The following is a 21,392-nucleotide window of genomic DNA, read 5'->3' on the forward strand; positions in this document are numbered from 1 at the left end:
CACACCTTCTTTGGATGTTTAGATGTCCATACGTATAGAAGGTAATATGCAAACACAACAAGAAAATGGGCAGCTTAAGCGCACCATGAAAACACGCCACCTGATTATGCTCTCGCTGGGTGGCGTGATTGGGACAGGGTTATTCTTCAATACCGGATACATCATTTCCACGACCGGGGCGGCGGGCACGCTGCTGGCGTACCTGATAGGCGCGCTGGTGGTCTGGCTGGTGATGCAGTGTCTGGGTGAGCTTTCCGTGGCGATGCCGGAAACCGGCGCGTTCCACGTCTATGCCGCCCGCTATCTTGGCCCGGCGACGGGCTACACCGTGGCGTGGCTCTACTGGCTCACCTGGACGGTGGCGCTTGGCTCCAGCTTCACCGCCGCGGGCTTCTGTATGCAGTACTGGTTCCCGCAGGTGCCCGTCTGGGCCTGGTGCGTGGTCTTCTGCGTGGTGATTTTTGGCCTGAACGTCATCTCGACGCGCTTCTTTGCTGAAGGCGAATTCTGGTTCTCTCTGGTCAAAGTCATCACCATCATCGCCTTTATTATCCTTGGCGGGGCGGCGGTCTTTGGCTTTATCCCGATGCAGGACGGTTCCCCCGCGCCGGGGTTAAGCAACATCACTGCCGAAGGCTGGTTCCCGCACGGCGGCCTGCCGATCCTGATGACCATGGTGGCAGTGAACTTTGCCTTCTCCGGTACCGAGCTTATCGGCATCGCGGCGGGCGAAACGGAAAATCCGCACAAGGTGATTCCGGTTGCGATCCGCACCACCATCGCGCGCCTGATTATCTTCTTTATCGGCACCGTATTTGTGCTGGCGGCGCTGATCCCGATGCAGCAGGCGGGCGTGGAAAAGAGCCCGTTCGTGCTGGTGTTTGAAAAGGTCGGTATTCCTTACGCGGCAGACATCGTTAACTTCGTGATCCTGACGGCGATCCTCTCGGCGGCGAACTCGGGCCTGTACGCTTCCGGGCGCATGCTGTGGTCGCTGTCGAATGAGAAAACGCTGCCGCGCTGCTTTGCCCGCGTAAACAAAAACGGCGTGCCGCTGACGGCGCTGTCGGTCTCTATGCTCGGCGGCGTATTGGCGCTGTTCTCAAGCGTCGTGGCCCCGGATACGGTGTTTGTCGCGCTCTCGGCGATTTCCGGCTTTGCGGTGGTGGCGGTGTGGATCAGCATCTGCGCGTCGCACTTTGTTTTCCGTCGTCGCCATTTGCAGTCCGGCCAGCCGCTGTCTGCGCTGCAGTACCGCGCGCCGTGGTATCCGCTGGTGCCGGTGCTCGGTTTTATCCTCTGCGTGGTGGCCTGTGTCGGCCTGTGGTTTGATCCGAGCCAGCGCATTGCCCTTTATTGCGGGCTTCCGTTTGTCGCCCTGTGTTATGGTGCGTACTACCTGACCCGAAATATGACATCGCAGGAGCCTGAACATGTCGCAGAATAATCCGCTTACCGCCATCCTTGAAAAGCAGCCGTTTGTGGTGCTGGATGGCGCGATGGCGACGGAGCTGGAAGCGCGCGGCTGTAACCTGGCAGACAGCCTCTGGTCAGCCAAAGTGCTGGTGGAAAACCCGGAACTCATCCGTGAAGTGCATCTTGATTACTATCGCGCGGGGGCGCAGGTGGCGATCACCGCCAGCTATCAGGCCACGCCCGCGGGCTTTGCGGCGCGAGGGCTGGACGAGGCGCAGTCCCGCGGGCTGATCGGTAAAAGCGTGGAGCTGGCGCGTAAGGCGCGCGAAGCGTATCTGGCTGAAAACCCGCACGCGGGCACGCTGCTGGTGGCGGGCTCCGTGGGGCCGTACGGCGCGTATCTGGCGGATGGCTCAGAGTATCGCGGCGACTATGTGCGCAGTGCGGAAGAATTCACCACCTTCCACCGCCCGCGCGTGGAAGCGCTGCTGGATGCGGGCGCTGACCTGCTGGCCTGCGAAACGCTGCCTTCGTTTGTGGAGATTAAGGCGCTGGCGGCGCTTCTGGCCGAGTACCCCCGCGCCCGGGCGTGGTTCTCCTTTACCCTGCGGGACAGCGAACACCTGAGCGACGGTACGTCGCTGCGTGAGGTGGTCAGCGCGCTGGCAAACTCTCCGCAGATTGTCGCGCTGGGCATTAACTGCATCGCACTGGAAAACACTACGGCGGCGCTGAAGCATCTGCAAAGCCTGACGTTGCTGCCGCTGGTGGTCTATCCGAACTCGGGCGAGCATTATGATGCGGTCACCAAAACCTGGCATCACCACGGTGAAGCGTGCGAAACGCTGGCGGGGTATCTGCCGCAGTGGTTGGAAGTCGGGGCCAAATTAATCGGTGGATGCTGTCGCACCACGCCGAAGGATATTGCTGAGCTTAACGCGCAGCGCTGAGTGCTTTGCCGGGTGGCGGCTACGCCTTACCCGGCCTACATCTAAGGTTTCGTGCGCCTGATGCCCTCACCCTGACCCTCTCCCACGGGGAGAGGGGAAAAAAACAACTGCACAAAACCAACTATCCTTTCCCGCTTTTTATCTAAAAACGAATCGTTATGAGCGATTCATTTTTATTCCTTTATCAAAATTCCTGCGCCGGAAATACTGCCCTCATAACAACAAGGGGAGCAGGCACTATGGCAATTTCATCGCGAATCACACTTCTCGGCGCACTGGCGCTGTGGGCTTTTCAGGCGCAGGCGGTGGACGTCACCGTCGCATATCAAACCTCTGCGGAACCGGCGAAAGTCGCGCAGGCGGACAACACCTTTGCCAAAGAGAGCGGCGCGAAAGTCGACTGGCGCAAGTTCGACAGCGGGGCGTCCGTCGTGCGTGCGTTAGCCTCCGGCGACGTGCAGATCGGCAATATCGGATCCAGCCCGCTGGCGGTTGCGGCCAGCCAGCAGGTGCCGATCGAGGTTTTCCTGCTCGCCTCGCAGCTCGGTAACTCAGAAGCGCTGGTGGTGAAGAAGAGCATCACCAAACCGGAAGATCTGATCGGCAAACGCATCGCCGTGCCGTTCATCTCCACCACCCACTACAGCCTGCTGGCGGCGCTGAAACACTGGGGCATCAAGCCGGGTCAGGTACAAATTATCAACCTGCAGCCGCCGGCGATTATCGCCGCCTGGCAGCGCGGGGATATTGACGGGGCCTATGTGTGGGCACCGGCAGTGAACGAACTGGAAAAAGACGGCACCGTGCTGACCGACTCTGAAAAAGTGGGCCAGTGGGGCGCGCCAACCCTCGACGTGTGGGTCGTGCGCAAAGACTTCGCTGAGAAACATCCAGAGGTAGTCAAAGCCTTCGCCAAAAGCGCGATTGACGCCCAGCAGCCGTACATCTCTAACCCGGATGAATGGCTGAAGCAGCCCGCCAACCTGGAAAAACTCTCCCGCCTGAGCGGCGTGCCGGAAGCGGACGTGCCGGGACTGGTGAAAGGCAATACCTATCTGACGCCCGCGCAGCAGGTGCAGCAGCTGACCGGGCCGGTGAACAAAGCGATTGTGGATACCGCCACCTTCCTGAAAGAGCAGGGCAAAGTGCCTGCGGTGGCGGCGGATTACAGCCAGTACGTGACCGATCGTTTTGTGAAATAAGGAGTCCGCCATGCTGAATATTATGAACCTGTACGCCGATTACGGTGGTAAGCCCGCGCTGGAGGACATCAACCTGACGCTGGACAGCGGTGAGCTGCTGGTGGTGCTGGGCCCGTCCGGGTGCGGAAAAACCACGCTGCTGAATCTGATCGCCGGGTTTGTCCCATATCAGCATGGCACCATTCAACTGGAAGGCAAAAAAGTGGAAGGCCCGGGGGCCGAGCGCGGCGTGGTCTTCCAGAACGAAGGATTGCTCCCCTGGCGCAACGTGCAGGAAAACGTGGCGTTTGGGCTACAGCTTGCGGGCATCAATCGCGAACAGCGGCTGGAAACGGCGCGGGCGATGCTGAAAAAAGTGGGGCTGGAAGGGGCGGAAAAACGCTTTATCTGGCAGCTTTCCGGCGGCCAGCGGCAGCGCGTAGGTATTGCCCGCGCGCTGGCCGCGAATCCGCAGCTGTTGCTGCTGGACGAGCCATTCGGGGCGCTGGATGCCTTCACCCGCGAGCAGATGCAAACTCTGCTGCTGCGCCTGTGGCACGAGACGGGCAAGCAGGTGCTGTTGATTACCCACGATATCGAAGAGGCGGTGTTTATGGCGACGGAGCTGGTGCTGCTCTCGCCGGGGCCGGGCCGCGTGCTGGAGCGTTTGCCGCTGGATTTCGCCCGCCGCTACGTCGCGGGAGAACCCGTGCGCAGCATCAAATCCGATCCGCTGTTTATCGAACAGCGTGAATATGTCTTAAGCCGCGTGTTTGAACAACGGGAGGCCTTCTCATGAGCATCGTCTTCAGTGAAAAAACGCGCCGCACGCGTCTGGCGCTGCGCTGGCCTTTCTCGCGCCAAATCACGCTGAGCGTCGGTACGCTGCTGGTGCTGCTGGCGGTGTGGTGGGCGGTTGCTGCCCAGCAGTGGGTCAGCCCGCTGTTTCTGCCGCCGCCGGGCCAGGTGCTGGCCAAACTCATTACCATCGCCGGGCCGCAGGGCTTTATGGATGCCACGCTCTGGCAGCACCTTGGGGCAAGTCTGGCGCGTATTCTGGTGGCGCTGCTGGCTGCCGTCATCATCGGCATTCCTGTGGGCATTGCGATGGGGCTGAGCCCGACGGTACGCGGCATCCTCGACCCGCTGATTGAGCTTTACCGTCCCGTGCCGCCGCTGGCCTATCTGCCGCTGATGGTGATCTGGTTCGGCATCGGTGAAACGTCAAAAATCCTGCTGATTTATCTGGCGATTTTCGCCCCGGTTGCCATGTCGGCGCTGGCGGGTGTGAAGAGCGCCCAGCAGGTGCGGATCCGCGCGGCGCAGTCGCTGGGCGCCAGCCGGACGCAGGTGCTGCTGTTCGTGATTTTACCGGGCGCGCTGCCGGAAATTTTAACCGGGCTGCGCATCGGCCTAGGCGTAGGCTGGTCCACGCTGGTGGCGGCAGAGCTGATTGCGGCCACGCGCGGCCTTGGGTTTATGGTGCAGTCGGCGGGAGAGTTCCTGGCGACTGACGTGGTGCTGGCAGGGATCGCGGTGATCGCCGCGATCGCCTTCGGATTAGAACTGGGGCTGCGCGCGTTACAGCGCCGCCTGACGCCCTGGCATGGAGAAATACAATGAGTGAACGTCTGACCATTACCCCGCTGGGGCCGTACATTGGCGCGCAGGTGTCGGGCCTGGATGTGACCCGTCCGCTGAGCGATAACCAGTTCGAGCAGCTGTACCACGCGGTGCTGCGCCATCAGGTCGTTTTCCTGCGCGAACAGGCGATCACCCCGCAGCAGCAGCGCGCGCTGGCTCTGCGCTTTGGCGATCTGCATATCCACCCCGTCTATCCGCATGCGGAAGGCGTGGAGGAGATTATCGTTCTGGACACCCACAACGATAACCCGCCGGATAACGACAACTGGCACACCGACGTAACCTTTATCGAGACGCCGCCCGCCGGGGCGATTCTGGCGGCGAAGCTGCTGCCGGAAACCGGCGGCGATACGCTGTGGACCAGCGGGATTGCGGCGTATGAGGCGCTCTCCGCGCCGTTCCGGACGCTGCTGAGCGGGCTGCGGGCGGAGCACGACTTCAAAAAATCGTTCCAGGAGTACAAGTACCTTAAAACGGAAGAGGAGCATCAGCGCTGGCAGGAGGCGGTTGCGAAGCATCCTCCGCTGCTGCACCCGGTGGTGCGGACCCATCCTGTCACGGGCAAGCAGGCGCTGTTCGTGAACGAAGGGTTCACGACGCGCATTGTGGACGTATCCGAGAAAGAGAGCGAGGCGCTGCTGGGATTCCTGTTCGCGCATATTACCAAGCCGGAGTTTCAGGTGCGCTGGCGCTGGCAGGAGAATGACCTGGCGATCTGGGATAACCGCGTAACGCAGCATTATGCCAATGCGGACTATCTGCCGCAGCGCCGGATTATGCAGCGGGCGACGATTTTGGGGGATAAGCCGTTTTATCGTGCGCCTTGATCCCTCACCCTAACCCTCTCCCCAAAGGGGCGAGGGGACTGCCGGTGCGGTTTTCACCCTCTCCCTTTTAGGGAGAGGGCTGGGGTGAGGGCATTAAATGCGCCTCAATATACCGCTGATAGCGGTTCGCCTTCAGGTAACACAAATCCACCAGCACCAGCCCGTCGACGCAGTCGTTAAACGCCGGGTCGCTGCCAAAATCAATAAACTGCACGCCGCCGGGTTCACAAAGTTCGGAATACTGCTTGTAGAGCGGCGGAATGCCGCAGCCCAGATTGCCGAGCAGGGATTTCAGCTTTGTCAGGTCGTCCACGTAATCCACGCCGCCAAACTGCGCGAGCACGTCCGGCAGCGATGCGGGATACGGCTGACGAGACGCGGCCAGCGGATGCGTCGCCGGGAACCACAGGCGGTAAAAGGTCACCAGCAGATCCCGCGCGGCAGGCGGTAAGCCGCCTGAAATCGAGACCGGGCCAAACAGGTAGCGATAGTGCGGATAACGCGCCAGGTAGGCCCCAATGCCGGACCATAAATAATCCAGGCCGCGGCGTCCCCAGTAGCGCGGCTGAATAAAGCTGCGACCCAGCTCAATGCCGTGCTCCAGCACGTCCTGCATTTTGTCGTCGTAGTGGAAAAGGCTATAGCTGTACAACCCCTCCAGACCGCGACGTTCAACCTGTCTGGCGGTCGGCATAAAGCGGTACGCGCCGACGATCTCCAGATCTTCATCATCCCAGAGGATCAGGTGCAGATAATCATCATCGTAGCAGTCAGTGTCCCGGCGCTTGCCGCTCCCTTCCTCCACCGCGCGAAAGGCAATCTCGCGCAGGCGGCCCAGCTCGCGCAGCAGCGGGGCGTCTTCCTGCCCGTTGCGCTGCCAAAGATAGATGGTTTTACCGTCGCTGGTATTGCCCAGACATTCGGCCTGCGCCAGCGCGCGTTTCAGGGTGGCCCGGTCTTCCGGACGGGCAATGGCGCACTGGGTTTTAAAGACGCCAGGCACTCCCTTGCCAAGACGCATCACGTGCTGACGGCACTGTTCGGCCATCTCACGCGATGAAAGGGTGGCGCTATGCCAGTGATGCCACGCAATCTGCTGGCCGATCTTAATCGGCAGCTGGCTATGGCGACGGCGGAACATCTGCTGCATAAGCAGCAGCATTGACAGCGTCGGGGAGACCAGCGTGCTGGCATAGAAGAGCAGGCTGTTATGCGCCTGAATATGCACCGGCAGCAGCGGGGCGCGCAGCTTGCTGGCGAGTTTGATAAAGCCAGAGTGCCACTTTTTGTCGCGAATGCCTTTGCGCGTGGGGCGGGAAACTTCTCCGGCCGGGAAGAAGATCAGCACGCCCGCGTTTTGCAGATGCTGTTCCATCTGCAGCAGCGACGATTTCGCCGTCCTGCCGCCCATATTATCCACCGGAATAAACAGCGAGCTGAGGGGCTCAAGGTGGGTCAGCATCCTGTTGGTGACGACTTTAACATCGCGTCGCACGCGGGAAACGGCGTACATCAGCGCCAGACCGTCCAGCGTACCCGTCGGGTGGTTGGCAATAATGACCAGCGGGCCATGTTCAGGGATTTGTTCAAGATCGCGGGCGGAAACGGTGCAGAGAATATCAAGGTGTTCCAGAACTTGCTCCACCATATCCAGTCCTTTCAGGTGGCGGTGTGCTGCTGCAAATTGCTGAAATTCGTCTTCGTAAAACAGTCTTTTTAACAGACTTTTTTGCCAGGGTGCAGGCCTCGCCTGAGGCCAAAGATCGTCGAGAACGCTATCGAGGCTAAACATGATTACTCCTCCTGCCGTCTTGCGAAGACAGTAGAAGGCGCAGATGTCGGTTGTATTGCAGTTTGGTGAAGATTAGCGCAGAGAGCAGGCCGGGCAAGGCGAAACCGCCACCCGGCGCTAAAGCGGATTAACGCAGAATTTTCTTCTCGGCCAGATCCAGCGCGAAGTAGCTGAAGATCAGATCCGCGCCTGCGCGTTTGATGGCGCCGAGGCTTTCGAGGACCACTTTCTCTTCGTCAATCGCACCGGCCAGCGCGGCGAATTTGATCATCGCGTACTCGCCGCTGACCTGGTAAGCGCCCAGCGGCAGCTCGGTGCGCTCGCGGATGTCGCGCAGGATATCAAGGTACGCGCCCGCTGGTTTCACCATCAGGCAATCTGCGCCCTGGGCTTCATCAAGCAGGGATTCACGAATCGCTTCCCGACGGTTAAGCGGGTTCATCTGATAGGTTTTACGATCGCCCTTCAGCGCCGTGCCCGCAGCTTCACGGAACGGGCCGTAGAAGGAGGAGGCAAATTTGGTGGAGTAAGACATGATGGCGGTGTCGGTAAAGCCCGCCGCGTCCAGCGCTTGACGAATCGCCTGAACCTGTCCATCCATCGCCGCAGATGGCGCGATGAAGTCCGCACCGGCAGCGGCAGCGACTACAGCCTGCTTGCCAAGGTTCAGCAGGGTGGCATCGTTATCCACGCCGTGATCGCACAGCACGCCGCAGTGGCCGTGAGAAGTATATTCGCAGAAGCAGGTGTCTGACATTACTACCATTTCCGGCACGGTCTCTTTGCAGATGCGGGACATGCGGGCGACGAGGCCATCTTCTTTCCACGCGTCGCTGCCGGTGGCGTCGGTATGGTGAGAGATGCCGAAGGTCATCACCGAGCGGATCCCCGCGTTGGCGATGCGTTCAATCTCACGCGCCAGATATTTCTCCGGAATGCGCATTACGCCCGGCATGGCTTCGATGTCTTTGTAGTCATCGATCTCTTCTTCGACAAAAATCGGCAACACCAGATCGTTTAAGGTCAGGGTTGTCTCTTCAAACATAGCGCGCAGTGCAGGTGACTTGCGCAGGCGGCGGGGACGTGCAATTAAATCGGTCATGGTATGCCTGATGTTTGTGGAACAAAGAAGGCTAGTGTACCTCAAAGTGAAGACAGGTGTTTTGGTAAAAGTGGGCATTTTATTTTGTAAAATGTGATGGGCCTGGTTTTCTGGCATCAATATATAATATAGGTCAGTATGACGCTGAAAGGGAGATGAGATATTCATGTTGTTTTTATAATAAATAGAATACATCATCTAAAATGATTCATTGTTTATTTTTATATGTATATCGTTTTTTCATGTTTATTTTAATGCTTTGTTTTTTATGGTGTTTATCTGTAGTGGCAGATGCTTTCTCGGTTTTGATGTGTTATTAGTCTGGATACGGACTTAATGGAAACATTCATTGAACCTTTTCGAAATGAAAATGCATAATTCCCTCCGCAATTAAACATTGCAAAATCATTGATGGACAAACTTGCTTACGTCCCTGAGGAGGGATGACCCAATGCAAACATGGAAAAAGAAACTCGTTGTATCTCAACTTGCATTAGCCTGCACCCTGGCTATCGCTTCTCAGGCCAATGCGAAGGATATTTCCGGTACGACATATAATACATTCGGATACGATAATACCGCTTCCACTCCCTGGTATTATGGCTATGCCGACTGGGATTACTCAGACGCGACCCACGACGGCGATATTTATCCGGTGATTAATAAAAGCACCGTGAATGGTGTTATTTCAACATATTATCTGGATGATGGCATCAATGGGCGGGCGAATGCGTTAAGCATTTCCAACAGCACCATTAATGGCATGATTACCTCTACGTGTATGACCTCCTCGTGTGCTGAAGGCCTGGATACCGATGGCACCAACCATTCTCAATACGATCGTTTTAGCCTGACCGTAGATAATTCCACCATTAACGATACCTATGAGCATTATGCGTATGAGGTCGTGAATGGGGAAAATACGGAAAGACACTATCTGGACACGTATAATCTGGGTAATGCGATTACCCTGGATGTGGAGTCCGATATTGTTATCCAGAATAACTCCCACATTGCCGGTATTACCCTGACGCAGGGTTATCAGGAGCCGGATAATACCCCTTACGACGGTGTGGAAGGCGTCGCCAACAGCGGCAAAGTATTTACCGACACGCTGGTGGTGAAAGACTCCGTTCTGACCTCAGGGGCATACAGCGATCTGGGAACCAGCGGGTTCTACGGTCAAACCGCGAAGCCGAGCGACTACGGTGAAACGAATGCCACGGCGGCGGATGATGCGGCGCTGATCGTTGCCGCTAGTGCGTCTGATAACGCGATGCAGACCACTGCTACGTTCGATCATTCCACCGTTACTGGCGATATTCTGTTCTCCAGCACCTTCGACAACAACTTCTATCCGAACGGCGATCCGGCAACGGATACCAGTGCAGACGGTGTCTATAACCCAACCACCAACGGCTGGGATGGTACCGATAAGCTGGATGTCACCCTGACCAACGGCAGCAAATGGGTCGGTGCAGCACAGTCCAGCGTCGAGGCTATCGGCACTGCGCAGATGTATGGTCTGGGCTACAGCAACGTAGACTGGAGTAGCTTATCCCCTAACAGCATTTGGCCGGATTCCGTTTATGACAGTAACGGACACGTTGCGGGTGAAGCGGTGTATCAGAGCGGGCTGTTTAACATCGCGCTGGATAACGGCTCTGAGTGGGATACCCGCAAGCTTTCTAATATCGACACGCTGACGGTAAACAATCAGTCTCAGGTTAACGTTGAAGACTCTGGTCTGCTGGCGGACTCCATCACCCTGACCAATGCTTCATCAATGAATATTGGAGACAGCGGTGCTGTGGCGACCGACCATCTGTATCTGGACAGCTATAGCCGTGCGGCACTGACGGAAGAAACGGCCCAACTGTATGCCAACACCATCACCGTGGATAACGGTGCTGAGCTGGCGCTGGGGCTGGGTCAGGTTGATACGCACAATATGGAACTGACCGATGGCGGGGTGCTGAACGTTGCCAGCCGTGATTACGTCCTGAACAGCGATCTGAACAACTAACGATAAGTACAATGCCGATTACGACTACGGTGTTGTGGCGATTAACTCAGACGGCCATCTGTCAGTGAACGGTAACGTTGCGGGTAACTACCAGGTGCGCATCGACGATGCGACCGGTGCCGGTTCCGTTGCTGATTACAAAAACAAAGAGATTATTCGCGTCTATGACAATAACGCGGATACTGCAGCCAGCTTTACTGCCGCAAACAAAGCCGATTTAGGCGCTTACACCTACCAGGCGCAGCAGCAGGGTGATTCCGTTGTCCTCCAGCAGAAAGAGTTGACCGACTCTGCCAACATGGCGCTGAGCATCCCATCTGCCAATACCAATATCTGGAATCTGCAGCAGGATACCGTCGGCACACGTCTGACCAACAGCCGTCACGGCCTGGCGGATAACGGCGGGGCGTGGGTGAGCTACTTCGGTGGCAACTTCGACGGTGACAATGGCGTTATCAGCTACGATCAGGACGTGAGCGGCATTATGGTGGGTGTGGACACCCTGATTGACGGTAATAACGCGAAATGGATCGTCGGTGGTGCGGCAGGTTTCGCGAAGGGTGATACCAGCGATCGTACCGGTCAGGTCGATCAGGATAGCCAGACTGCGATGATCTACGCGTCAGCGAAGTTCATGAACGATCTGTTCCTCGACAGCTCCCTGAGCTACACCCGCTTCAACAGCGATCTCTCCGCTAACATGAGCAACGGTCAGTATGTTGACGGCAATACCACTAATGATGCTGTTGGTTTTGGGCTGAAGCTGGGCTATGACTGGAAACCAAACCTCTCTGGCTACGTTACGCCATATGCAGCCGTATCTGGCCTGTTCCAGTCTGGTGATGATTATCGTCTGAGTAATGACATGCGCGTTGATGGACAATCTTACGATAGCCTGCGTTATGAACTCGGCGTTGATACGGGTTACACCTTCAACTACGGCGGCGAACAGGCTCTGACGCCTTACTTCAAACTGGCCTACGTCTATGACGACGCCGATAACAATGCCGATATTAACGGCGATAGCATTGATAACGGCGTGAAAGGCTCCGCTGTGCGGGTAGGGCTGGGCACCCAGTTCAGCTTCACGAAGAACTTCAGTGCGTACACCGATGCCACATATCTGGGCGGCGGCGACGTTGATCAGAACTGGGGCGCAAATCTGGGCGTGAAATATACCTGGAAATGAATAAAAGCGGGGGAGTGGTTATCTCCCCCGCTTTATACACAAGTAATAAAAATAATATTGAACCGACAAATACGGATGACTTGAGGTCTGCATGAACGTTAATGCGAAACCGCTTTCTGAATTACGCCGGCTCGAACAGCATTTAACAGCGGCCAGTACCCCTTTTACATGTGCGCCCCAGCAATTAATTACGTCAGACGAATGGAATGAGCCTTGTACGATCGTATTACAAACCGGTGTTATTGAGGTTTATCGAACTTCTGATGAACTGCTGGTGGGGATTGCAACTGCCCCTTTTATATTCGGGCTGTCTACGGTGGTGATTAATCACTCTCACGAATACAGGGTGATTGCTAAAACAGCCTGTACCGGTTTTTATTTGCCCACGGAAACCACCCGTCAACTCATCCAGCAGTATTCACTCTGGAAAGAGGCCTTCTGCTGGTTATCCTGGATAACTTACATTCTCGAGAAACGCGATAAGCAGCTGGTGGGAAATAACTCCTATCACCAGATCCGCTCGATGCTGCTGAATATGGCGGAATGGGATGAAACGCTGCGTTCAAAAATCGGTGTGATGAATCATATTCAACAGAGCACACGAATTTCACGCTCCGTTGTTGCCGAGGTGCTTGCCGCCCTGAGGCAGGGAAACTATATCAATATGAGCCGGGGCAAGCTGGTCAGTATCAACCGCTTGCCCACGGAATATTAAGATTAGTTAGACGCGGTGAGAACCTGTGCTTTATTGGCGCTCAGTTCAGCCACCAGGTTATTAATCCCGTCACTCATATTGACGAAACGCGTATGCGGGGAGCGGGTGACCACCACAAACGCGCCGACGTTTGACTGCGGGATCATGGCCATGTAGGTGATGAATCCACCGCCGCCGCCGGTTTTCTGAATAATACCCGGACGGCCATTTTTCGGTGCCATATAGACCCAGCCCATGCCTAGCGCATCGGCTTTACCCGGCACATCCATCCCGATGACGCGGTGAAGCTGAGTGCGCTGATAAATCAGGGTCTGCATGCGATCGGCCTGGCTGCTGCGGGCGTAGAAATCTGAGGAAAGGAACTGCTGCATCCAGCGCATCATGTCGCCAGGCGTGGAATAGACCCCGCCGCTGCCCACGGCCGCGAGCGTGTTATTACAGGGGCTAGCGCCTTTCTCCGCCACCATCAGGCGACGGCACTGATCCGGGGATGGGGTAAAGGTAGTGTCTTTCATACCCAGCGGACGGGTTATCTGCTCTTCAAAAAGCTGCGTGTAGGGTTTACCAGCCGCCGTTGAAAGGGCGTCCGCCAGCAGGTCAAAGGCCAGGTTTGAATAAGAGGCCTGCGAACCCGGAGCCGCCTTCAGCGTGGCGGTACTCAGGTAGTTCCAGCGCTGGTCGCGCGTTGGCCAGACAAATACGTCACGGTGCGCCGCCCCGCCCGGCTGCTCGCGCGGCAGGGCGCTGGTGTGTGTGGCGAGGTTCACTAGCCGGATCGGCGTACCCTGATAGGTCGGAACCCGGGCGCCTGGAGGCGCGTATTTGCTGAGCGGGTCGTCGAGTTTCACCACGCCCTGGTCGAGCAGCTTCACCAGCATTTCGCTGGTCATCAGCTTGGTTAAGGACGCGATGCGGATAACAGAATCCAGCTGCGGGTGAACGTTATTTCCTGGGCGCGTTTCGCCAAAGCTGCGGAACACACGCTGGTTGCCGTCGATGACGACCATCGCCATCCCGGTCGCGCCGCTGCCGTAATAGATAAGGTTCGCGTAGCGATCGGCAATATCTGAAGCTAAAACGGACGCCGTCAGCGGTTGGGCTGCCTGGGCGGTAGAAAAGCTCACCGCACACAGCGCGGCAAAAGAGAGCAGACAACGTTTCAACGAAAAGCATCCATGAAGTGAATGAGGAAAGTAATGGGTATTTATACTACTAATCGGAACCGCGCAATGCCCCGAATTGCATAACGATAGCGAGAAAAACGTAACCATGGGTAAATATGAACAATTTACTTACGAGCCATCTCCCATTTTGTGACATCGGGCTTATGATAGGCACCAGTGTCACTCAATCTTACGGAGAACGGTATGTCTGAGAAGCGTGTGGTTATGGTTGTCGATATGCAGAACGGGGTATTTGAAACCCCTCGTCATCAGCGCGAAAAATGTGTCTCTCTGATCAACCAGCTTACGCAGGCAGCCGACAAGGTGATTTTTATTCAGCATACCGAGGCCGGTGGGCTGGAAGAGGGAAGCGAAGGGTTTGCGCTACTGCCTGAACTCCATCAGCCTGCTGACGCGCTTTACGTGACCAAAACCGCCTGTGATGCCTTCTATAACACCGCGCTTGAGGCGCTGCTGCGTGAGCAGGGCATTCGCGAGTTTGTCATCTGCGGCTGCGCCACCGACTACTGCGTCGATGCGACGATTAAGAACGGCGTTAGCCGGGGTTATCACATTACCGTGGCGGAAGATGCCCATACTACCGCCAATCGCCCGGCGGCAGATGCGCAGATCCTGATAAACCACCACAACGACGTCTGGCGTAACTTCATCGCGCCGGCGAATCCTCTCGCAGTGAAACGCACCGAAACAATTCTCGAAAACTGGAAAGCGAACTAATAATCAACCCTCGGGTCTGACCTTTTTGCCCGGGCCGGGAGGCTGGCTTGGGCACGTTTTTCGTGTGGTAACGTGTTGTGCACAGCAACAGCCATAACAACAAGAAGGAAGCATTATGTTTAAGTCTTTTTTCCCAAAGCCGGGGCCTTTTTTCCTGTCGGCATTTATTTGGGCACTCATCGCTGTCATTTTCTGGCAGGCGGGCGGCGGCGCATGGCTGACGCGCATCACGGGAGCAACGGGTGAGGTGCCGATTAGCGCGGCGCGCTTCTGGTCGCTGAGCTACCTGCTGTTTTACGCCTACTACATGGTCTGCGTAGGGCTGTTTGCGCTGTTCTGGTTTGTTTATTCTCCGCATCGCTGGCAGTACTGGTCTATCCTCGGCACATCGCTAATTATCTTTGTCACCTGGTTCCTCGTGGAGGTGGGCGTGGCGGTCAACGCCTGGTATGCGCCGTTCTACGATCTGATCCAGACCGCGCTGAGCTCGCCGCATAAGGTGACTATCAACCAGTTCTACCATGAGGTTGGCGTCTTCCTTGGTATCGCCCTTATTGCGGTGATCATCGGCGTGATGAACAACTTCTTCGTCAGCCACTACGTTTTCCGCTGGCGTACCGCGATGAACGAACATTACATGGCGCACTGGCAGCACCTGCGCCATATCGAAGGCGCCGCGCAGCGTGTGCAGGAAGACACCATGCGTTTTGCCTCCACCCTTGAAGACATGGGCGTAAGCTTTATCAACGCCATCATGACGCTGATTGCCTTCCTGCCCGTGCTGGTAACGCTCTCGGCGCACGTGCCGGATCTGCCGATTGTTGGCCATCTTCCGTATGGTCTGGTGATTGCCGCGATCGTCTGGTCGCTGATGGGTACGGGCCTGCTGGCGGTGGTGGGGATCAAACTGCCGGGCCTGGAGTTTAAAAATCAACGCGTGGAAGCCGCTTACCGTAAAGAGCTGGTTTACGGTGAAGATGATGCCAACCGCGCCTCGCCGCCGACCGTCCGCGAGCTGTTTGGCGCCGTGCGTCGTAACTACTTCCGACTCTACTTCCACTATATGTATTTCAACATCGCGCGTATTTTGTATCTGCAGGTCGATAACGTTTTCGGTTTGTTCCTGCTGTTCCCGTCGATTGTTGCGGGTACGATTACGCTCGGTCTGATGACGCAGATCACCAACGTTTTCGGTCAGGTTCGCGGCTCGTTCCAGTACCTAATCAGCTCCTGGACCACCCTGGTAGAACTGATGTCCATCTACAAACGTCTGCGCAGTTTTGAACGTGAGCTGGACGATCGTGACCTGCAGGAAGTCACCAACACATTTAGCTAATACAGGAAGTTGCTATGTCTTTTGCAGTACCGCGCGCGTTACCGTTGTCCTTGCTGGCCGCTCTTGTGCTGGCAGGCTGTGCCGAAAAAGGGGCCGCTCCGCTCAAAAAGGGGGAGAAGCCCGTCGATGTGGCGAGCGTTGTGCGGCAGAAAATGCCCGCCAGCGTGAAGGATCGCAATGCGTGGGCAGATGCGCTGGCAAAAACTTTTGAAAGCCAAAAGATTGCGCCGACCGAGGAGAATATCTGCTCGGTGCTGGCGGTGGCGCAGCAGGAGTCAATGTACCAGTCAGACCCGGTGGTGCCGGGCCTGAACAAAATTGCCTGGAAAGAGATCGACCGCCGCGCGGAGTCCATGCATATCCCGGTTTTCCTTGTGCATACCGCGCTTAAAATCACCTCGCCGAACGGCAAAAGCTACAGCGAGCGGCTGGATGCGGTGAAAACCGAAAAACAGCTTAGCGCCATCTTTGATGATTTCATCAGTATGGTCCCGATGGGGCAGAAGCTGTTTGGCTCGCTGAACCCGGTACACACCGGTGGCCCGATGCAGGTGAGCATTGCGTTCGCGGAGAAGCATACCGACGGCTACCCGTGGAAAATCGACGGTACGGTGCGTCAGGAGGTCTTCTCCCTGCGCGGTGGACTGTGGTTCGGCACGTATCATCTGCTGAACTATCCGGCGAACTATGATGAGCCGCTGTACCGCTTTGCCGACTTTAACGCGGGCTGGTATGCCAGCCGTAACGCAGCATTCCAGAGTGCGGTCAGCCGCGCAAGCGGCGTCAAGCTGGCGCTGGACGGCGATCTCATCGCTTACGGCAGCAGCGAGGCGGGAAGCACCGAGCTGGCAGTACGGAAATTATCCACCACGCTTGGCTTGAGCAATAGCGACATTCGTCGTCAGCTTGAGAAAGGCGACAGCCTGGCATTTGAGAAAACGGATCTGTACAAGAAGGTGTTTGCGCTTGCAGAGAAGAAGAGTGGGAAAGCGTTACCGAGGGCGATCCTGCCGGGGATCCAGCTGGAAAGCCCGAAGATCACGCGTAACCTGACCACCGCATGGTTCGCAAAACGCGTGGACGATCGCCGGGCTCGCTGTATGGGGCTTTAACGGCGACGGCGAAAGCGCAAGACTAACGCCACAACGCCCAGAATCATACATCCCGCGAGGAAGGGGATCAGGCCGAACAGGGTGCTGACACCAAAGCCAATCTCAACTCGCGGGCGTCCGTTATCCTGTACCTGCATCAGGTGTTCATAAACGCCTGGCGCATGGACCAGCATATTGAGCAGCTGTGAGCCGGCCCAGAAGCAGAACAGGACAAACAGGGCATAAGCGATATTACCCGCCGTGGAGGTTTTTGGTTTGCCGCCAAAAATCGGTTTCGACAATGTAAAGTCAGCCATGTTGACCTCCCGTGGTATCACTCTGTTTTAATACGCGTCTTACGGGGTGAGTTTGACAGGTCATCGCATTTGTCAATATCAGAATCGTGGTAATTTGCGCTCAGGAATTCTCCTGGATTGTCGATTTCTGCAGCACATCACAATTTCATCACTTAAGTGAAATTGCGTCGCGTTTCAGAATTTCCGTATCTGCCACAGACCTGGCAGTAAAACTGTGAGAGGATGTCTTTTTTTCCTGCCGGAGTTGTTATGAAGCTCACGTCCAAACTACGCCGTGACTGGCACTACTACGCCTTTGCTATCGGGCTGATCTTTATTCTAAACGGTGTCGTGGGCCTGTTGGGGTTTGAAGCAAAAGGATGGCAAACCTATGCCGTCGGGCTGGTGACCTGGGTGATAAGTTTCTGGCTGGCGGGGCTGATTATCCGCCGTCGTCCTGAAGAGACGACAGCGGATGAGGCGAAGAGCGCCGATTAACCGTTTACGGAACTTTTAAGCGCGCTGTCGGCGGCGTGACGCTCCAGCGCCAGTTCGATCAGGCGGGTGATCAGATCCGGGTAGCTCAGGCCGCTGGCCTGCCACAGTTTTGGATACATGCTGATGTTAGTGAACCCTGGCAGCGTGTTGATTTCATTGATCACCACTTCGTTTTCCGGCGTCAGGAACACATCCACGCGCGCCATGCCGCAGCAGCCGAGCGTCTGATAAGCGCGAATGGCGATCGCCCGGATCTTATCGTTAATCGCCGGATCGATATCCGCAGGAACGACAACCTGCGCGCCTTTATCATCAATGTATTTGGTGTCGTACGAGTAGAAGTCGCTGTTTAAGACCACTTCGCCGCAGGTGCTCGCCTGTGGGAAATCGTTGCCCAGCACGGCGCACTCAATTTCACGGCCTTTAATACCCTGCTCAACCACCACTTTATGGTCGAACTCAAACGCCAGACGGACGGCCTGCGTGAACTCTGCTTCGCTGGTGACTTTGCTGACGCCCACGGAGGAGCCCTGGTTTGCAGGCTTCACAAACAGCGGCAGACCCAGCTCTCCGCTAATTTGCGCGAAGCTGTGCCTGTCGCGGTTGGCGCGGGTAAGGGTCACGAATGGCGCAATGTTCAGCCCGGCATCGCGCAGCAGGCGTTTGGTGACGTCTTTGTCCATGCACGCAGCAGATCCGAGTACGTCCGAGCCGACGAACGGCAGGTTGGCCATGCGCAGCATTCCCTGCAGGGAACCATCTTCGCCCAGGGTGCCGTGAACGATAGGGAAGACAACGTCGATCTGGGCGAGAGCCTGCGCGTTGCCGGCGTCGATGAGCTGCCCCTTCACGACGCCGGGTACGGTGGCGACGCTCACTTCCGAAGGATTAAGGGCGATATGCGCCGGATCGTGAGCATTCAGCAGATACTGGCTGGCATCGTTGACGTGCCACTGGCCCTGTTTATCAATGCCCAGCAGCACCACGTCGAAACGGCTTTTATCGATCGCATCAACGATATTTTTGGCCGATTGCAATGACACTTCGTGCTCAGCTGATTTTCCCCCAAAGACAATACCTACGCGCTGCTTAGCCATCTCACTCTCTTCCAGTCTGACGAAAAGCCAATAACATACCACGATGCCCGGCGGGTTTCGCGGCCTTCTGCCATAATGTTTTGGGGAATGTTGAGGGGGGAGAGTGAAAGGAAAAACGCTGCTGACCGTTTTCATCATTGTGGCCGTTGCAACGGTGGGTTACCGCTGGTTGCCGCCTTACTACAACCCTTTTATGCCGCTGACGCTTGACGACCCGCCGGGCCGTATCGCCCAGTATAAGCTTCGGCGCCTAACCCCCGAGGCGTGCGCAAGCCTGCTTTCGCAGGCTAACCAAAGAGATCTCATCCGCACCCAGCCGGTGGCCGACAGCGGCGGCGCGTGTCCGCTCAACAACGTCGTGCGCGTGCGTGATTTTGGCCCGGTCAGCCTGAACAGCAGCTTTCTTGCCAGCTGTCCGCTGGCGCTCAGCTCTGCGCTATTTGTCAGCCAGCAGGCCCGGCCGCTGACAAAACGCTATACGGGCAGCGACCTGGCGCGCATCGATCATCTCGGCAGCTTTGCCTGCCGCAATATTTACCACCGCCCTGACGCGCGACGCAGTGAACATGCCACGGCGGAAGCGCTGGATATCGCCGCTTTTCGGCTGGCGAACGGGGAACGCGTCACGGTACTGAACGGCTGGAAGGCGACAACAACGCAGCCATGGCTGAAGGCAATGCTGGCGGCAAGCTGCGGCTACTACGGAAACGGCCTGGGGCCGGAGTATAACGCGGCGCATGCCAACCATTTTCATCTGGGAATGCGCGGTTTCGGACTCTGTCGGTGAAGCATAATATTCCGCCAGAAAATGGATGAATTGTGACTTATTTCACAAATATGATGACTGGGAAGATAAAACACCAAAGTCAGTCAGGCCGCATCTCTGGTGCGACGTCAAAACGCGTAACTTGCTAATCTGTAGGCGAATTCGCCTAAAAATGAAGACTATTTCTTTATGGAATCCTGGAAAGTTAATCTCATCTCGGTCTGGTTCGGCTGCTTCTTCACCGGGCTGGCCATTAGCCAGATCCTGCCGTTCCTGCCGCTGTACGTCTCGCAGCTGGGGGTGACCTCGCATGAAGCGCTCTCCATGTGGTCCGGCCTGACGTTCAGCGTCACGTTTCTGGTCTCCGCCATTGTGTCACCGATGTGGGGGAGCCTGGCGGATCGAAAAGGCCGAAAACTGATGCTGCTGCGCGCCTCGCTCGGGATGGCGATTGCCATTCTGCTCCAGGCCTTCGCCACCAACGTCTGGCAGCTGTTTTTTCTGCGTGCGGTGATGGGGCTGACGTCCGGGTACATTCCGAATGCCATGGCGCTGGTCGCCTCTCAGGTGCCGCGAGAGCGTAGCGGCTGGGCGCTGAGTACGCTCTCCACGGCACAGATAAGCGGCGTCATCGGCGGTCCGCTGCTGGGCGGCTTTCTGGCGGACCACGTCGGGCTGCGCGCCGTATTTATCATCACCGCGATCCTGCTGGTGGTCAGTTTTCTGGTCACGCTCTTTCTTATCAAAGAGGGGGGCCGCCCGGTTATCAGTAAATCTGAACGCCTGAGCGGCAAGGCCGTCTTCGCCTCGCTGCCCTATCCGGGACTGATGATCAGCCTGTTTGTGACCACTATGGTTATCCAGCTTTGTAACGGTTCGGTCGGTCCGATTCTGGCGCTGTTTATCAAGTCTATGGAGCCGGACAGCACAAATATCGCTTTTCTGAGCGGCATGATTGCCGCCGTGCCGGGCGTATCCGCCCTGATTTCCGCGCCGCGTCTGGGAAAACTGGGTGACAGGATCGGCACGGCGCGCATCCTGATGGCGACGCTGATCTTTGCGGTCGTGCTCTTCTTCGCGATGTCGTTTGTCACCTCTCCGCTTCAGCTTGGCGTATTGCGATTTCTGCTCGGGTTTGCTGATGGCGCAATGTTGCCTGCGGTACAGACCCTGCTGGTTAAATATTCCAGCGATCAGGTGACGGGGCGTATCTTTGGATATAACCAGTCATTTATGTATCTGGGGAATGTTGCCGGTCCGCTTATAGGCGCATCCGTTTCCGCGATGGCCGGTTTTCGTTGGGTATTTGCGGCCACGGCGATTGTCGTTTTAATCAATATTATCCAGCTGGCTATTGCGCTGCGTCGCCGCAGACAAATGGCGGAAGCGAAATCGTCGAGATAATCGTTTCGTTGATGTATTATATATTCTTATAGTAGCCGCATTTTTATATAACAAAATGCGGCGTTTTTTTATAGAAAAACGTTTCGCTCACCGCGGCGGTTCTTTATTTTTATTCCTGCATCACTTTTGCATACCATAATAAATTTCTTCTCTTTGCATTA

Annotated in this window: 18 protein-coding genes and 1 pseudogene; 14 read left to right on the forward strand and 5 right to left on the reverse strand. The window is 56.5% G+C overall.

Annotation, left to right across the window (positions count from 1 at the left end; genetic code table 11):
• The first annotated feature begins 46 nt into the window (after positions 1–46).
• The 6 genes from mmuP to tauD all read left to right on the forward strand — a co-directional run bounded on the left by mmuP (position 47) and on the right by tauD (position 6,018).
• A complete protein-coding gene (mmuP, locus tag BJ885_RS00455; RefSeq protein ID WP_023334652.1) occupies positions 47–1,447 on the forward strand; it encodes an S-methylmethionine permease in 1,401 nt (466 codons plus the stop codon).
• Positions 1,434–2,366 (forward strand): homocysteine S-methyltransferase, encoded by a 933-nt coding sequence (gene mmuM, locus BJ885_RS00460; RefSeq protein WP_121930950.1) that lies wholly within the window; start codon positions 1,434–1,436, stop codon positions 2,364–2,366. Before mmuP ends, mmuM begins: the two co-directional genes overlap by 14 nt.
• A 239-nt stretch (positions 2,367–2,605) precedes the next feature.
• Positions 2,606–3,568, forward strand: a complete 963-nt coding sequence (tauA, locus tag BJ885_RS00465; RefSeq protein ID WP_121930951.1) for a taurine ABC transporter substrate-binding protein — start codon at positions 2,606–2,608, stop codon at positions 3,566–3,568.
• A gap of 10 nt (positions 3,569–3,578) precedes the next feature.
• A complete protein-coding gene (gene tauB, locus BJ885_RS00470; RefSeq protein WP_121930952.1) occupies positions 3,579–4,346 on the forward strand; it encodes a taurine ABC transporter ATP-binding subunit in 768 nt (255 codons plus the stop codon).
• The gene (tauC, locus tag BJ885_RS00475) at positions 4,343–5,170 is read left to right on the forward strand and encodes a taurine ABC transporter permease TauC (protein ID WP_010427972.1); all 828 of its coding nucleotides are present in this window, start codon (positions 4,343–4,345) and stop codon (positions 5,168–5,170) included. Before tauB ends, tauC begins: the two co-directional genes overlap by 4 nt.
• On the forward strand, positions 5,167–6,018 hold the full coding sequence (gene tauD / locus BJ885_RS00480; RefSeq protein ID WP_121930953.1) for a taurine dioxygenase: 852 nt from the start codon (positions 5,167–5,169) through the stop codon (positions 6,016–6,018). The genes tauC and tauD overlap by 4 nt, the downstream gene beginning before the upstream one ends.
• Positions 6,019–6,085: 67 nt before the next feature.
• Here the strand turns inward: tauD and BJ885_RS00485 are convergent, their stop codons facing one another.
• A complete protein-coding gene (locus BJ885_RS00485) occupies positions 6,086–7,810 on the reverse strand; it encodes a lysophospholipid acyltransferase family protein (protein WP_121930954.1) in 1,725 nt (574 codons plus the stop codon).
• A 127-nt stretch (positions 7,811–7,937) separates the two neighbouring features.
• A complete protein-coding gene (hemB, locus tag BJ885_RS00490; RefSeq protein WP_121930955.1) occupies positions 7,938–8,912 on the reverse strand; it encodes a porphobilinogen synthase in 975 nt (324 codons plus the stop codon).
• A gap of 451 nt (positions 8,913–9,363) precedes the next feature.
• Here hemB and BJ885_RS00495 point away from each other — a divergent pair.
• Positions 9,364–12,127 (forward strand): annotated as a pseudogene (locus tag BJ885_RS00495) (autotransporter outer membrane beta-barrel domain-containing protein).
• A gap of 91 nt (positions 12,128–12,218) precedes the next feature.
• Positions 12,219–12,842 carry a helix-turn-helix domain-containing protein gene (locus BJ885_RS00500; protein ID WP_054830101.1) on the forward strand — a complete coding sequence of 208 codons (624 nt, stop codon included), beginning with the start codon at positions 12,219–12,221 and terminating at the stop codon, positions 12,840–12,842.
• Positions 12,843–12,844: 2 nt separating this feature from the next.
• Here the strand turns inward: BJ885_RS00500 and ampH are convergent, their stop codons facing one another.
• Entirely contained in the window at positions 12,845–14,005 is a 1,161-nt protein-coding gene (gene ampH / locus BJ885_RS00505; RefSeq protein WP_121930956.1) for a D-alanyl-D-alanine-carboxypeptidase/endopeptidase AmpH, read from the reverse strand.
• Positions 14,006–14,209: 204 nt separating this feature from the next.
• Here ampH and BJ885_RS00510 point away from each other — a divergent pair, with 204 nt between their 5' ends.
• The 3 genes from BJ885_RS00510 (at position 14,210) to BJ885_RS00520 (ending at position 17,191) form a co-directional block, all read left to right on the forward strand.
• Positions 14,210–14,743 carry an isochorismatase family protein gene (locus tag BJ885_RS00510; protein ID WP_023310525.1) on the forward strand — a complete coding sequence of 178 codons (534 nt, stop codon included), beginning with the start codon at positions 14,210–14,212 and terminating at the stop codon, positions 14,741–14,743.
• 115 nt (positions 14,744–14,858) lie between these two features.
• Positions 14,859–16,079, forward strand: coding sequence for a peptide antibiotic transporter SbmA (gene sbmA / locus BJ885_RS00515; RefSeq protein ID WP_029739744.1), 1,221 nt, complete (start codon positions 14,859–14,861; stop codon positions 16,077–16,079).
• Between the two features lie 14 nt (positions 16,080–16,093).
• On the forward strand, positions 16,094–17,191 hold the full coding sequence (locus BJ885_RS00520) for a DUF1615 domain-containing protein (protein ID WP_047648598.1): 1,098 nt from the start codon (positions 16,094–16,096) through the stop codon (positions 17,189–17,191).
• On the opposite strand, the gene BJ885_RS00525 is transcribed toward BJ885_RS00520, so the two are convergent.
• The gene (locus BJ885_RS00525) at positions 17,188–17,487 is read right to left on the reverse strand and encodes a DUF2755 family protein (RefSeq protein WP_008503287.1); all 300 of its coding nucleotides are present in this window, start codon (positions 17,485–17,487) and stop codon (positions 17,188–17,190) included. The two genes, BJ885_RS00520 and BJ885_RS00525, sit on opposite strands and share 4 nt — an antisense overlap.
• A gap of 249 nt (positions 17,488–17,736) precedes the next feature.
• On the opposite strand from BJ885_RS00525, the gene BJ885_RS00530 reads away from it, so the two are divergent.
• Entirely contained in the window at positions 17,737–17,964 is a 228-nt protein-coding gene (locus tag BJ885_RS00530) for a DUF2754 domain-containing protein (protein WP_023310528.1), read from the forward strand.
• Here the strand turns inward: BJ885_RS00530 and ddlA are convergent.
• Positions 17,961–19,061 carry a D-alanine--D-alanine ligase gene (gene ddlA, locus BJ885_RS00535; protein WP_121930957.1) on the reverse strand — a complete coding sequence of 367 codons (1,101 nt, stop codon included), beginning with the start codon at positions 19,059–19,061 and terminating at the stop codon, positions 17,961–17,963. The genes BJ885_RS00530 and ddlA overlap by 4 nt on opposite strands.
• A 103-nt stretch (positions 19,062–19,164) precedes the next feature.
• Between ddlA and BJ885_RS00540 the strand changes: the two genes are divergently transcribed.
• Both BJ885_RS00540 and BJ885_RS00545 read left to right on the forward strand, forming a co-directional pair.
• A complete protein-coding gene (locus BJ885_RS00540) occupies positions 19,165–19,848 on the forward strand; it encodes an extensin family protein (RefSeq protein ID WP_121930958.1) in 684 nt (227 codons plus the stop codon).
• 168 nt (positions 19,849–20,016) lie between these two features.
• Positions 20,017–21,231 (forward strand): multidrug efflux MFS transporter, encoded by a 1,215-nt coding sequence (locus tag BJ885_RS00545; RefSeq protein ID WP_023310531.1) that lies wholly within the window; start codon positions 20,017–20,019, stop codon positions 21,229–21,231.
• The last annotated feature ends 161 nt before the right edge of the window (positions 21,232–21,392 follow it).

It is taken from the genome of Enterobacter sp. WP_7_1 (assembly GCF_003688535.1).
GTDB lineage: Bacteria > Pseudomonadota > Gammaproteobacteria > Enterobacterales > Enterobacteriaceae > Enterobacter > Enterobacter asburiae.